General features: G+C 73.8%; 12 protein-coding genes. 7 read left to right on the forward strand and 5 right to left on the reverse strand.

Going from position 1 to position 12,051, the window contains the following annotated elements:
- The first annotated feature begins 198 nt into the window (after window positions 1–198).
- On the forward strand, window positions 199–1,104 hold the full coding sequence (locus M3148_RS13555) for a universal stress protein (RefSeq protein WP_251305241.1): 906 nt from the start codon (window positions 199–201) through the stop codon (window positions 1,102–1,104).
- 6 nt (window positions 1,105–1,110) lie between these two features.
- Here the strand turns inward: M3148_RS13555 and M3148_RS13560 are convergent, their stop codons facing one another.
- Together M3148_RS13560 and M3148_RS13565 are read right to left on the reverse strand one after the other, a co-directional pair.
- Window positions 1,111–1,854 (reverse strand): ATP-binding cassette domain-containing protein, encoded by a 744-nt coding sequence (locus tag M3148_RS13560; RefSeq protein ID WP_251305242.1) that lies wholly within the window; start codon window positions 1,852–1,854, stop codon window positions 1,111–1,113.
- 30 nt (window positions 1,855–1,884) lie between these two features.
- Complete coding sequence (locus M3148_RS13565) at window positions 1,885–2,133, reverse strand: hypothetical protein (protein ID WP_251305243.1); 249 nt, start codon at window positions 2,131–2,133, stop codon at window positions 1,885–1,887.
- A gap of 59 nt (window positions 2,134–2,192) precedes the next feature.
- Between M3148_RS13565 and M3148_RS13570 the strand changes: the two genes are divergently transcribed.
- Both M3148_RS13570 and dinB read left to right on the forward strand, forming a co-directional pair.
- On the forward strand, window positions 2,193–3,026 hold the full coding sequence (locus M3148_RS13570; protein ID WP_251305244.1) for an LLM class flavin-dependent oxidoreductase: 834 nt from the start codon (window positions 2,193–2,195) through the stop codon (window positions 3,024–3,026).
- 131 nt (window positions 3,027–3,157) lie between these two features.
- Window positions 3,158–4,420: a DNA polymerase IV gene (dinB, locus tag M3148_RS13575; protein ID WP_251305245.1), complete on the forward strand. Its 1,263-nt coding sequence runs from the start codon at window positions 3,158–3,160 to the stop codon at window positions 4,418–4,420.
- A gap of 7 nt (window positions 4,421–4,427) precedes the next feature.
- On the opposite strand, the gene M3148_RS13580 is transcribed toward dinB, so the two are convergent.
- Window positions 4,428–5,366 carry an NAD(P)-dependent oxidoreductase gene (locus M3148_RS13580; RefSeq protein WP_251305246.1) on the reverse strand — a complete coding sequence of 313 codons (939 nt, stop codon included), beginning with the start codon at window positions 5,364–5,366 and terminating at the stop codon, window positions 4,428–4,430.
- A gap of 102 nt (window positions 5,367–5,468) precedes the next feature.
- Between M3148_RS13580 and M3148_RS13585 the strand changes: the two genes are divergently transcribed.
- Window positions 5,469–6,707, forward strand: a complete 1,239-nt coding sequence (locus M3148_RS13585) for an alpha-hydroxy acid oxidase (RefSeq protein ID WP_251305247.1) — start codon at window positions 5,469–5,471, stop codon at window positions 6,705–6,707.
- 3 nt (window positions 6,708–6,710) lie between these two features.
- On the opposite strand, the gene M3148_RS13590 is transcribed toward M3148_RS13585, so the two are convergent.
- Window positions 6,711–8,474: an alkaline phosphatase D family protein gene (locus M3148_RS13590; protein ID WP_251305248.1), complete on the reverse strand. Its 1,764-nt coding sequence runs from the start codon at window positions 8,472–8,474 to the stop codon at window positions 6,711–6,713.
- A 130-nt stretch (window positions 8,475–8,604) separates the two neighbouring features.
- On the opposite strand from M3148_RS13590, the gene M3148_RS13595 reads away from it, so the two are divergent.
- Window positions 8,605–8,982 carry a VOC family protein gene (locus M3148_RS13595; RefSeq protein WP_251305249.1) on the forward strand — a complete coding sequence of 126 codons (378 nt, stop codon included), beginning with the start codon at window positions 8,605–8,607 and terminating at the stop codon, window positions 8,980–8,982.
- Between the two features lie 3 nt (window positions 8,983–8,985).
- Here the strand turns inward: M3148_RS13595 and M3148_RS13600 are convergent, their stop codons facing one another.
- Window positions 8,986–9,333, reverse strand: coding sequence for a DoxX family protein (locus tag M3148_RS13600; protein ID WP_251305250.1), 348 nt, complete (start codon window positions 9,331–9,333; stop codon window positions 8,986–8,988).
- 173 nt (window positions 9,334–9,506) lie between these two features.
- Between M3148_RS13600 and M3148_RS13605 the strand changes: the two genes are divergently transcribed.
- Window positions 9,507–10,328 (forward strand): SDR family NAD(P)-dependent oxidoreductase, encoded by an 822-nt coding sequence (locus M3148_RS13605; protein ID WP_251305251.1) that lies wholly within the window; start codon window positions 9,507–9,509, stop codon window positions 10,326–10,328.
- Between the two features lie 82 nt (window positions 10,329–10,410).
- Window positions 10,411–12,012, forward strand: coding sequence for a signal peptide peptidase SppA (gene sppA / locus M3148_RS13610; protein WP_251305252.1), 1,602 nt, complete (start codon window positions 10,411–10,413; stop codon window positions 12,010–12,012).
- Window positions 12,013–12,051: the final 39 nt, after the last annotated feature.

A 12,051-nucleotide genomic window follows, 5' to 3' on the forward strand; every position in this document is an offset into this window, starting at 1 on the left:
GTCGACCTCGTTGTCCAGCCACGCGCTGTGACCTACCAAAGCCGCTACGACGGCCATATTGATGGCGACCCGCCCGTCCCGGCTCACCTCGCGAGCCAAAAGAGCGTCTTGTTCAGCAGTCTCCTAGCCGACTCCGGGCCGAAGGTCCCTGCTCTTCCCTCGCCCGGCGCGGTACCAAGGAGGTGGGAGGCGATGACCATGACCAGTTCATCCGACACCACTCGCCCGATCGTCGTGGGGGTCGACGGCTCGGCACTCGCCGACGCCGCCGTCCTGTGGGCGGCGGCCGAGGCGGACCGCAGGGGGACCTCGCTCCACGTCGTCCACGCGTTCGTCCACCTCCACGCCGTCGGCGGGTACGTCGCGGTCCTCGAGGCCGCCGACCCGCTCGAGATCGGCGGCGAGGTCTGTGAGCGGGCGGCGCGCCCGGCCCGCGAGGCGTTCCCCGGCCTCACCGTCACCACCGAGGTGCGCGTGGGCCGAGCGGCGCCGGAGCTCATCAAGGCCTCGCGCGAGGCCGCCATGGTCGTCCTCGGTGCGCGGGGGCACGGCCGCGTCACCGGCCTGCTCGTCGGGTCGGTGTCGCAGCAGGTGGCGATGTACGCCGGCTGCCCCGTGGTCGTCGTCCGCGGGACCGGCGAGCGCGGGCCCGTCGTCGTCGGCGTCGACGGCTCCCCGGCCGCGGCGAGGGCGCTGCGCTTCGCCGTCGAGCACGCCGCCGCGACGGGTGCGCCCGTGCGGGCGGTGCGGGCCGAGTACGTCGAGATGCCGATGGGCGCGCCCCCGGGCGGCTGGTACGCCGACCTCGTCGACAGGTCGAGCCAGGCCACCGAGGCAGCACGACGGGCCGTCGAGGAGGTCGCGGCCCAGCACCCGGCCGTGGACATCCAGCTGCAGGTCGTGCGCCGCCACCCTGAGGTCGCACTCGTCGAGGAGGCCGCCGACGCGAGCCTGCTCGTCGTCGCCAGCCGCGGCCTGGGCGGCTTCACCGGCCTCATGCTCGGCTCGGTGAGCCAGGGCGTGCTGTCCCGCGCGAAGGTGACCGTCGCCGTCGTGCCCGGCGTCGAGGCGCCCGAGCACCCCGATGACCCGCACGTGCGCTGAGCCGCTCTAGCCCGTGAGGTGGCGCAGGTAGCGCCCGGGGGAGTCGAGGAAGGCACGCCAGTGCCGCACGACCTCCAGGTCCTCCCAGGCGACCGGCGTGATGCCTGAGTCGTCGAGCTGGAGGACGCGGGCGCCGGGCAGGGCGGTGAGGATCGGGGAGTGGGTGGCACACAGCACGTGCCGCTCGGCCGCGGCGAGCTGGACGAGGACGTCGAGGAGCGCGAGGGACGTCGTGAAGGACAGCGCTGACTCCGGCTCGTCGAGGAGGACGACGCCGGCCGTGCGGACCCAGGAGCCGGTGAGCATCTCGACGAAGGACTCCCCGTGGCTCAGCTGGTGGAGCTGGTGGGTGGACGCTGGACCGTCCACCGGCGCGGAGACGTCCTCGAGGTAGCTGACGAAGCGGTGCATCGTCTCCGCGCGGAGGAAGAAGCCCCGGCGCCAGGCGGCGCGGTCACGCCACACGGGCCGCAGGCGGCCGCCGAGGTCGGAGCGGTCACTGGCACGCCCCCGCGCGGCGCCCCCGACGTGGTCGGTAGACCCGCCGTCGGCCGGGATGCCGAGCGCCTCGGCGACCGCCTCGACGATCGTCGACTTCCCCGCCCCGTTCTCCCCGACGAGGAAGGTGACCCCGGGCGGGATCTCCAGCCCGTGCTCGAGCAGGTGGGCGACGGCGGGCACGGAATCCGGCCAGGCGGCCTCGTCGACGGAGGCCTCGAGGTCGAGCTCGATCCTGAGCAGTGCGGTCACGCGCCCCACTGTGCCAGGACGCGCCGACACTCAGCCGCCGGGGCTCGCCCGGACCGCGCTTCTCGCGTACCCGTCGGCCAGGCCCTCGGTGAGAGCGGCGACCAGGGCCGGGACGTCCTCCGCGGCCACCCGGACGGTGCCGGTGCACAGGTGGTCGTGCCACAGCGAGAGGACGGCCACGCCGTCGTCGTGGTGCCAGGACACGCGCAGCGCGCGACCGCCGCCGCGGACGTCCGCGACGACCTCGCCCCGCGCGGGCAGCGCGACGATGCGTCCCATGGGCCCATGATCCTCCGCCGGCCCTGTTCTGGCCAGACCCGCGCGAGTACCGTCGGACCATGAGGTACGGCGTCGTCGCGTCCTTCGGTTCCGTCGAGCAGGTCCGGGAGATGGCGGTGGCCGCCGAGGAGGCCGGCTGGGACGGCTTCTTCACGTGGGACGGCATCAGCGTCGGGACCATGGACACCTTCGACCCGTGGGCGCTGCTCGGGGCGGTGGCCGTCTCGACGACGAGGATCCGGCTCGGCGCGATGGTCTTCGCCCTCGCCCGCCGCCACCCGTGGAAGGTCGCGCGGGAGGCGATCACCGTGGACCACCTCTCCGGCGGACGTCTCGTCATGCCGGTGGGGCTCGGCGCCGCCGACGACGGCGGGTTCAGCCGCGTCTCCGGCGCACCCACCGAGCGGCGCACCCGCGCCGAGCTGCTCGACGACTTGCTCGCCATCCTCGACCTGGCCTGGCGCGGGGAGCCCTTCAGCTACACGGGCACGCACCACCGGGTGGAGGACCTCGTCTTCCGGCCGACGCCGGTGCAGCGGCCCCGGGTCCCGGTCTGGGTGGTGGGCGCGTGGCCCTCGCGGCGGTCGATGGACCGGGCCCTACGCTGGGACGGTGTCCTCCCGCAGCCCATGGGCGGACCCGGGGAGCCGGTGACCCCGCAGATGGTCGCCGACATCCGGGCGCTTGCGGCCGAGAGGCGCGAGGACGGGGGAGCGGGCTTCGACGTCGTCGTCGAGGGCGTGCTCCACGAGGGCGATGCGGCGGCTGCGGCCCGTGTCCGCGACCTCGCCGACGCCGGGGCAACCTGGTGGATCGAGTCGCGCTGGGAAGGGGAAGAGTCGCTGCCGGAGAACATGCTCGCGTACATCCGTCGAGGGCCGCCGCGGGTCTGACCGGGTGGCGGCGCAGCCGCGTAGCCAGAACGGCAGGAGACACGCCTGGCCGCGCAGACGACGGAGCGACCGTTCGCGGCACTTCCCGTGAACTGCTGGGAATCGAACGCACGTTCGAGTATGCTGGTCCAGTGTCCACGACCGGACCGACCGTCCTCCATGCCGACCTTGACGCGTTTTACGCCTCGGTCGAGCAGCTGCTCCAGCCCGCGCTGCGGGGGCGGCCGATCGCCGTGGGCGGCAGCGACCGCGGGGGTGTCGTCCTCTCCGCCTCCTACGAGGCCAAGGCGCACGGCGTCCAGGGCGGCATGGCCGGGTGGAAGGCGGCGCAGCTGTGCCCCGGCCTCACCTTCGTACGCGGCTCCTTCCACCGCTACCAGGCCATCGCCGACGACGTCATGGCGATCCTCGGCGACGTCACGCCCCTCGTCCAGCGCATCTCCATCGACGAGGCCTTCCTCGACGTCTCGGGCTCGACGCACCTCTTCGGCCCGCCCGCCGCCATCGCGGCGCTGCTCCGCGAGCGGGTCCGCACCGAGGTCGGCCTGCCCATCTCGGTGGGCGCGGCTCGCACCAAGCACCTGGCGAAGATCGCCTCGCAGGTGGCCAAGCCGGACGGGCTCGTCGTCGTCGAGCCCGACGACGAGCGCGACTTCCTCGACCCGCTGCCGGTCGGCCTCATCTGGGGTGTCGGGCCGGTGACGAAGCAGCGCCTCGCGGACCGCGGGATCCACACCATCGGTGACCTCGCCCGGACCGAGCGCTCGGCGATGGAGCGCTACCTCGGACGCGCGGCGGGCGGGACGCTGCACAGCCTCGCCCACAACGAGGACCCGCGCCGGGTGAGCACCTCCACCCGCGCGCGCTCCGTCGGCGCGCAGTCCGCCGTAGGCCGCCGCACGGCCACGCCCGAGCTCGTCCGGGAGGTGCTCAGCCACCTCGCCGAGCGGGTGGCCGGCCGGCTGCGCGCCAAGGACCGCGCCGGACGCACCGTCACGGTGCGGGTGCGCTTCCTCGCCATGCGCTCGGTCACCCGCGCCCTCACGCTCCCGGGCCCGATCTCGGCGACGCTCACCCTCACGGAAGTCGCCGAGCGCCTCGTGTGGCAGGCGATCGACGAGGAGGAGAGCGAGCGGCCGGAGATCACGCTGCTCGGCATCTCGGTGTCGAAGCTGACGTCGCAGGCCGCCATCCAGCTCGAGCTGCCGCTCCCGCCGCCCGACCCGTGGCGCCCGGGGTCGGAGACCGGGGCCGCGCGCTGGGCGCTGGACCGCTCGGTCGACGCCGCCCGGGAACGCTTCGGCCGCTCCGCCGTCGGCTACCTGCCCGCCGCCATGGGCTGCGTCGCCGGCGTGCCTGAGGAGTTCCGCGAGCTGGCAGAGAAGGACCTGTGAGCGGCGCTCAGTAGCCCCGGTCGAGGTCAACGACGTGCGGGGGCCGGCGACCGTCGGCCAGCGCGCCGTGTGCCGCCATGAGCGCCTCGACCACGTCCTCGGGCAACGTCGGCCCCGACACGTGCGGCGTCACGGTGACCGCCGGGTGGGTCCAGCGCCAGTCGTCGGCCGGGAGCGGCTCCGCCTCGTGGACGTCGAGCACGGCGCGGCGCACCGTGCCGGCGTCGAGGGCGGCCCGCAGGTCGTCCGCCACGAGGGTCGCGCCACGACCGACGTTGACGACGACGGCGCCGTCGAGCTGGTCGAGCACGCTCGCGTCGAGCAGACCGCGGGTGCCCTCGGTGAGCGGGAGGGCGTTGACGAGCGCCGCGCACGACGCGAGGTACGGGGCGGCGTCGGCCAGGGCGGCGACGTCGTCGAAGGGGTCCGTCACCGTGCCGCGCGTGTTGACGCCGACGGTCCGGTACCCGGCGGCGCGCACCACCCGGGCGACGCCGGCACCGATCTCACCGGTGCCGAGGACGACGACGGCGGCACCCCGGGTGCGGACCGGCTCGAGCGGCACCCACTGCGCCCGCTCCTGCTGGGCGGCGTACGCACGCAGGTGCCACGCGTCGGCGAGCAGATGGGCCAGGACGTAGCTGCCGATCGCCTCCGGCATGCCGCCGACCGTCCGCGTCAGGACGACGTCCGTGCCCCGCAGCTCCTCCACCACACGGTCGACACCCGCCATCGGCAGGTGGACCCAGCGCACGCCGGAGTCGGCGAGGTTCGGCGGCACGGTGAAGCCGGTGTAGCTGTCGGCCCAGGCGGCGTCCTCGGGGCAGAGGGGCCCGTGCGGGACGGTGCGGGTCTCGAGTGCCGGAAGGGCGGAGGTGAGGTCCGCGGCGAGCGCGGCGGCGTCACGCCCGGCGAGGAGCATGCGGCGGAAGGTGTGCTGAGGCATGGTACCGACCGTAGCGACGGCAGTCGCCGTTCGAGCTGCAGGAGCCGGTGTGGCCGCCGCCCCGTAGGGTCGGACACGCAGCCACGTCGAGGAGGTCGGTCCATGGTCAGGCGGCAGGTCCCCAACCCGCGGGAGATCCTCGAGCTGGTCCAGTTCAAGCGGCCCAGCCTCGACGCCCGCAAGCGGCGCCTGGACGCGGCGCTCACCATCGAGGACCTCCGCGCGATCGCCAAGCGCCGCACTCCCGCTGCGGCCTTCGACTACACCGACGGCGCTGCGGAGGGGGAGCTGTCCCTGCGCCGGGCACGGCAGGCCTTCCAGGACATCGAGTTCCACCCCTCGATCCTGCGCGACGTCTCGCGGGTGGACACGAGCACGAGCGTCTTCGGTGGGCCCTCGGCCCTGCCCTTCGGGATCGCGCCCACCGGCTTCACCCGGCTCATGCACACCCAGGGCGAGAGCGCCGGGGCCGCGGCCGCCGGGGCGGCGGGCATCCCCTTCACCCTCTCGACCCTCGGCACGACGTCCATCGAGGACGTGAGGGCCGCCAACCCCCACGGGCGCAACTGGTTCCAGCTGTATGTGATGAAGCAGCGCGAGATCTCCTACGGCCTCGTCGAGCGGGCCGCGGCGGCCGGCTTCGACACCCTGTTCTTCACGGTCGACACCCCGGTGGCCGGGGCGCGGCTGCGTGACACGCGAAACGGCTTCTCCATCCCGCCCCAGCTCACCGTGCGCACCGTGGCCAACGCCGTGCCGCGGCCGTGGTGGTGGGTCGACTTCCTCACCACGCCCAAGCTCGAGTTCGCCTCCCTGTCCTCCACCGGGGGGACGGTGGGGGAGCTGCTCGACTCAGCGATGGACCCCTCGATCGACGACGAGGACCTTGCGACCATCCGGGCCATGTGGCCGGGCACGATCGTCGTCAAGGGCGTCCAGACGGTGGCCGACGCGAAGCGGCTCGCCGACCTCGGCGTGGACGGCATCGTCCTGTCCAACCACGGCGGCCGTCAGCTCGACCGCGCGCCGATCCCCTTCCACCTCCTGCCCGAGGTGGTGCGCGAGGTCGGCAGCGACCTCGAGGTCACCCTCGACACCGGCATCATGAACGGCGCCGACGTCGTCGCGAGCGTCGCCCTCGGCGCCCGCTTCACCTTCATCGGCCGTGCCTACCTCTACGGGCTCATGGCCGGGGGCCGGCAGGGCGTGGACCGCGCGATCGCCATCCTCGCCGACCAGGTCCGCCGCACGATGAAGCTCCTCGAGGTCACCACCCTCGAGGAGCTCGGCCCGCAGCACGTCACCCAGCTCCAGCGCCTCGTGCCCCGGCCGCGCCCCTAGGGCTCAGCGACGGCGGCCGGTGCGCCGCCGCAGCCGGGCCAGCAGCCCGCGCCGCCCGTCGCGGTGCACCCGGGCGAGCGGCCGACGGCGTGCGCTCCCGGCGGGCGGCACGTCGAGCTCGAGGTCGGCGACGGCGACCAGGTCGGGCTGGCCCTCCGGCGCGCCGACCACCCGCCCACCCAGCCAGGTGGTCCGCAGCTGCTCGCCGTCGATCTCGAGCACGGCGAGGTTGTTGTCGAACCACGGCCCGGCGATCCCGTGCCAGCGCCACGGCGGCTCGGGCAGCCGCGCCAGCCGGGAGAGCAGCGCACCCAGCGGGCGGGCCCCGTGGGAACCGAGCGCCGCGAAGGCGCGCAGCGCCCGGGGGAGCGGGTTGCGGATGGGGGAGCACACGAGCTGGAGCATCCGGGAGCCGGACTCGCGGTCCACCTCGGTGATGTAGGAGAAGTGGACGTCACCGGAGAGGAAGAGCACCGACGACGGCGCCGCGCCGCGCCGTCCGTCGGCGACCTCGGTGACCATCTGCGCCACGGCGGTGAAGGACCGGCTGAAGGCGCCCCAGTGCTCGAGGTCGAGCTCCTGGCGCAGCCACTCCCCGGCTCTGGCCAGGTGGTGCCCGAACCGCCCCTCGGCGAGGGCCTCGTCCAACGCCTCCACGCGGTGCAGACCCATCGGCAGGAGGAAGGGCAGCGAGGTCGCCACGAGGAGGTGCTCGACGTCGCCGGTCAGCTGCTCGTCAAGCCAGGCCGTCTCGGCGTCGTCGAGCATGGACCGGCGGGCCGGCGCCAGCTCCCGCGCCGCGCGTGAGTCGACGACCACCAGCCGCGAGCGGCCCAGCGGGTGGGTGTAGCTCCACCGGTAGCTCTCCGGCTCCTGGTCGGCCCGCTCGGCGAAGGCGTCGACGGCGTCGGTGAGGTCGGCCTCGGCATCGGGTGCCGCCTCCTGACGGCGCCGCAGCTCCGCCCACAGCGGGTCCGCGGCCCGCTCGGCCGCGGACATGTTCCCGAGGTGCTGGTAGACCCAGTAGGAGGCGAGGGCGGCGACGATGCGCCCGTGCCACCAGCTCGTCGCCTCCATCTGCCGGCGCCAGGTGAGGGAGGTGTTCCAGTCGTCGCGCACGTCGTGGTCGTCGAAGATCATGAGGGTCGGCAGCCACGACAGCAACCAGCGTAGGGCGGGCTCGTCCCAGGCCAGGCGGTAGAGGTGGGCGTACTCCTCGAAGTCGGCGAGCTCGTCGCCCGGCTCTGCGGAGATGTCCCGCCGCGCCTCGATGAACTCGCGCATCTCGGCGGACGTCGCGTCGGCGTAGACCTGGTCACCGAGGAGCAGGAGGAGGTTCGGCGCCTGCCCCGCCTCGCCGTCGGCCAGCGCCAGCGCGTAGCTGCGCAGGGCGTCGACGCCGTGGGTGAGGTGGTGGACGTCGTCGTGGGGGACGCTCGTGCGGCACGATCCGAAGGCCAGCCGCACCGGCGCGTCGTCCGCCGTCGCCCCCAGCGTGCTCGCGGGGAAGGCGGCGTCCGGAGCCGGCCAGCACACGTCGTCGTCGACGAGCACCTCGTACGGCACCCGGTCACCGCGCGGCAGGCCGGTCACCTCGACGAGCGCGTAGTGGTGCCCGTGGACGGCGAAGGTGTCGGCGGACCAGGCACCGCCGTCGTCGGGGAGGCGGACGGTGACCGTGGCGGCGCGGGCGGTCTCCACCCACACCGCCGCTGTCGTCCCCTCGACGCGGCGGACCATCGGGCCCAGCACCAGCTCCGCTGCCATGCGAGCAGTGTCCCCGTGCGGGGCCGGTCGCGTCGGCGGTTCGGTGGGGTCTGTGCAGCGGGCCCGCCGAGTCCTACGATCGGAGGGTCAGCGCCGGCGCTGCCGCCGGCCTTCGGACGCGGAGGTTCCCATGACTGGTCGAGTGGTCCACTTCGAGATCCCCTTCGAGGACAGGGACCGTGCCAAGCGCTTCTACAGCGACGTCTTCCACTGGCAGGTGGAGGAGATGCCCGAGCTCGACTACGTCGGTGTGCAGACCGGCCCGGCGGGGCAGGACGGCATGGCGAGCGAGCCGGGCTACATCGGCGGCGGCATGACCGCCCGGGCCGGGTCGAACACCGCCACCGTCATCGTCCTCGACAGCACCGACATCGACGCCGACCTCTCCCGGGTGGAGTCCCACGGCGGTGAGGTCCTCGAGGGCCGCACGCCGGTCGGCGACATGGGCTTCGCGGCCTACTTCAAGGACTCCGAGGGCAACGTCGTCGGCCTGTGGCAGAACGCGTAGCCCCTACCGCAGGCTGGTGAGCGTGTAGCCGGCGGCGAGGACGAGCAGGGCGAGCGCGGGCACCATGTCCGCCGGTGCGTCCTTCGCGCGGGCGTGGACGACGACGGCGCCCACCATGAGCAGCACCACGCCGGCACCCGCGGCGACCCCGAGCCACGTCCACCACAGCCCGGCGACGATCCCGGCCACCGCCGCCAGCTCCAGGAACCCGATGGCCCGGTAGCGCGGCCACGGGACACCGAGGTGCGCCGCCATGTCGCGCATCGACTGCTGCTCGGTCACCTTGCTCAGCGCGGCGACGAGCAGCAGGACGCAGGTGAGGGCGGCGAGGACGATCCGTGCGGTCTCCACCCGCTCGAGCCTGCCCCACCCGGGCCGGTGCTGTCCTGCGAATTGGCGGCGGCCAGAGGGGCAGGACCATGGGCCCGCGTTCCGGGCAATTCACCCCGGCACGATGAGGTCAGCCGGGAGACACCGGCAGCCGAGGGGCCCCGCGCGGGCCGCGACACGAGGAGCTGGAGCACATGGACATCGCCGGCAAGGTGTTCGTCGTCACCGGGGGCGGGAACGGCATCGGTCGCGCCGTCGTCCTGGACCTGCTGGCCCGGGGCGCGGGAGTGGCCGCCGTCGACGTCAGCGAGGGCGCCCTCGCCGAGACCGCGGCGCTCGCGGGCAACGCCGGGCTCTTCTCCACCCACGTCGTCGACCTCGCCGACCGGGACGCCGTCGAGGCGCTGCCCGAGGCCGTCATCGCCGCCCACGGGCAGGTGGACGGCGTCCTCAACGTCGCCGGCATCATTCAGCGCTTCGTCCCGGTCAACGACCTCTCCTACGAGGAGGTCGAGAAGGTCATGGCGGTGAACTACTGGGGCGTGGTGCACATGTGCAAGGCGTTCCTGCCCCACCTGCTCGAGCGGCCCGCCGCGAGCATCGTCAACGTCGGCAGCATGGGCGGCCTCTCACCGGTCCCCGGCCAGTCCGTGTACGGCGCGAGCAAGGCCGCCGTCAAGCTCTTCACCGAGGGCCTGTACGCCGAGCTGCTCGACACTCCGGTGGCCGTCACGGTGGTCTTCCCCGGGGCGATCGCGACGAACATCAGCGCGAACTCCGGCGTGGGCGTGAAGCGCGACCCCGAGGCGGGCGACACGAAGATGAGGACGACGACGGCGCAGGAGGCGGCCCGCCAGATCATCGCCGCCGTCGAGAAGGGCTCCTACCGCGCCACGGTCGGCAGCGACGCCCGGATGATCGACCTCCTCTCTCGGCTCATGCCGCGCCGCACCACGGAGATGGTCACGAAGAAGATGGGCGCGATGCTTCAGAGCATGGCTCCCGCCGAGGTCTGAACCCCCCGGGCGGGCACCGGTACGCCGGTGCCCGCCCACACCCGTCGGTGACGGCTGTCACAGGCCCCGGTTAGGGTGCCTCATGGCCTTGATCCCAGAGAAGCTCCGGTTCGCCGTCAGCCGCACCCGCGCGGCGGGCAGCGCCCCCGACTGGATGGTCCTCGACCTCCACGGCAGCTACCCCACGCACGCGCCGGCGGGCGCGGCCGCGGCGCTCCTCCAGCGCGACGACACCTTCGAGGCGCTCACCGAGCGGCTCGACAAGCTCGCCAAGGTCGACTGGCTCACCGGTGTCCTCGTGCGCGTCGGGGAGCTGCAGGTCGGGCTGAGCACGGCGCACGCACTCGCGGCCGCGCTGGGCCGGCTGGCCGCCCACAAGCGCGTGGTCGGCTACGTGCCACAGGTGTCGATGCGCACCCTGCTCGTCATGGCGCAGGCGAGCGAGGTGGTCGTCCCGGAGTCCGCCGAGGTCACGCTGCCGGGCTTCGCGGCCGAGCAGGTCTTCCTCGGGGCCTTCCTCGCCAAGCACGGCATCACGTTCGAGAACCTGCGCATCCGCGAGTACAAGTCCGCGCTCACGGCCTTCTCCGAGGACCGCATGGACGAGTACGAGCGCGAGCAGCTCACCGCCTACCTCGACTCCGCCGAACGCACCTGGCTCGCCGCCGTGGCCGGCGGCCCGGACGCCGCGTCGGTCCTCGGCGCCGGGTTCACGAACGCGGGGGAGCTGCTCGCCGCGGGGCTCGTCAGCCGCATCGCCTACGACGACGAGATCGTCACCGTCGTCGACCAGCACTGGCCGCGTGCCCTCGAGCTGCTTCTGCCGGACCTCTCCGCCCGCAAGGGCGCGAGGAAGGCCGACGCCGTGGCGGTCGTGCCCGTCGTCGGCGCCATCGTCTCGGGCCGGTCGCGGAGCACGCCGCCGCTGCCGATCGGGCCGGGGCCCACGGCCGGCTCGGAGACCGTCGTCACCGCCCTGCGCCGGGCCGAGCGCGACGAGCACGTCAAGGCCATCGTCCTGTGGGTCGACTCCCCGGGCGGCTCCGCGCTGGCCTCCGACGTCATTGGCCGCGCCGTCGCCCGCTGCACGAAGCCCGTCGTTGCCGTCATGGGCGAGGTCGCCGCATCCGGCGGTTACTACGTCCTCACCCATGCCGACCACGTCATTGCCGGCCCGTACACGATCACCGGGAGCATCGGCGTCGTCGTCGGCAAGCCGGTCCTCGCCGAGCTCGACGAGCGCCAGGGTCTCAACCCGCAAACCGTCGGGCGGGAGGCCGCGCTGTTCGCCAGCCCGCACCGGCCCTTCACCGCCGAGCAGCGCGCGTGGGCGGAGAAGATGATGGAGGAGGTCTACGCCCGCTTCGTCGACCGCGTGGCCGGCGGCCGCAGCCTCAGCCACGAGCGCGTGAACGAGATCGGCCGCGGCCGGATCTGGAGCGGGCACGACGCCGCCGGCATCGGCCTCGTCGACGAGCTCGGGGATCTCCACGACGGTGTCGCCGCCGCCCGCCGGCTCGCGGGCCTCGGCGAGGACGCCCCCGTGCGCACCGTGTCCGCGGGGCTGGCGGTGCCCGGCCTGCCGAGTTTCGCCACGCAGCCCGCCGGGGCCGTGGAGCGGCTGTGGCCCTTTGGCTCGGAGAAGGTCCTCACCTGGTTCGACCGCTCCGTCCGGATCCGCTGAGCCCGGGGCACACCATGACGCGGAACCAGCTCCTCGCCC

It is taken from the genome of Georgenia satyanarayanai, from assembly GCF_023715365.1.
Classification (GTDB): domain Bacteria; phylum Actinomycetota; class Actinomycetes; order Actinomycetales; family Actinomycetaceae; genus Oceanitalea; species Oceanitalea satyanarayanai_B.

Bases quoted from the DNA above. Each gene is read 5' to 3' on its own strand.
- M3148_RS13605 (WP_251305251.1), top strand. From the start codon at position 9,507: ATGGACATCGCCGGCAAGGTGTTCGTCGTCACCGGGGGCGGGAACGGC.
- M3148_RS13585 (WP_251305247.1), top strand. From the start codon at position 5,469: ATGGTCAGGCGGCAGGTCCCCAACCCGCGGGAGATCCTCGAGCTGGTC.
- M3148_RS13580 (WP_251305246.1), bottom strand. From the start codon at position 5,366: ATGCCTCAGCACACCTTCCGCCGCATGCTCCTCGCCGGGCGTGACGCC.
- M3148_RS13595 (WP_251305249.1), top strand. From the start codon at position 8,605: ATGACTGGTCGAGTGGTCCACTTCGAGATCCCCTTCGAGGACAGGGAC.
- M3148_RS13570 (WP_251305244.1), top strand. From the start codon at position 2,193: ATGAGGTACGGCGTCGTCGCGTCCTTCGGTTCCGTCGAGCAGGTCCGG.
- M3148_RS13565 (WP_251305243.1), bottom strand. From the start codon at position 2,133: ATGGGACGCATCGTCGCGCTGCCCGCGCGGGGCGAGGTCGTCGCGGAC.
- M3148_RS13590 (WP_251305248.1), bottom strand. From the start codon at position 8,474: ATGGCAGCGGAGCTGGTGCTGGGCCCGATGGTCCGCCGCGTCGAGGGG.
- sppA (WP_251305252.1), top strand. From the start codon at position 10,411: ATGGCCTTGATCCCAGAGAAGCTCCGGTTCGCCGTCAGCCGCACCCGC.
- M3148_RS13555 (WP_251305241.1), top strand. From the start codon at position 199: ATGACCAGTTCATCCGACACCACTCGCCCGATCGTCGTGGGGGTCGAC.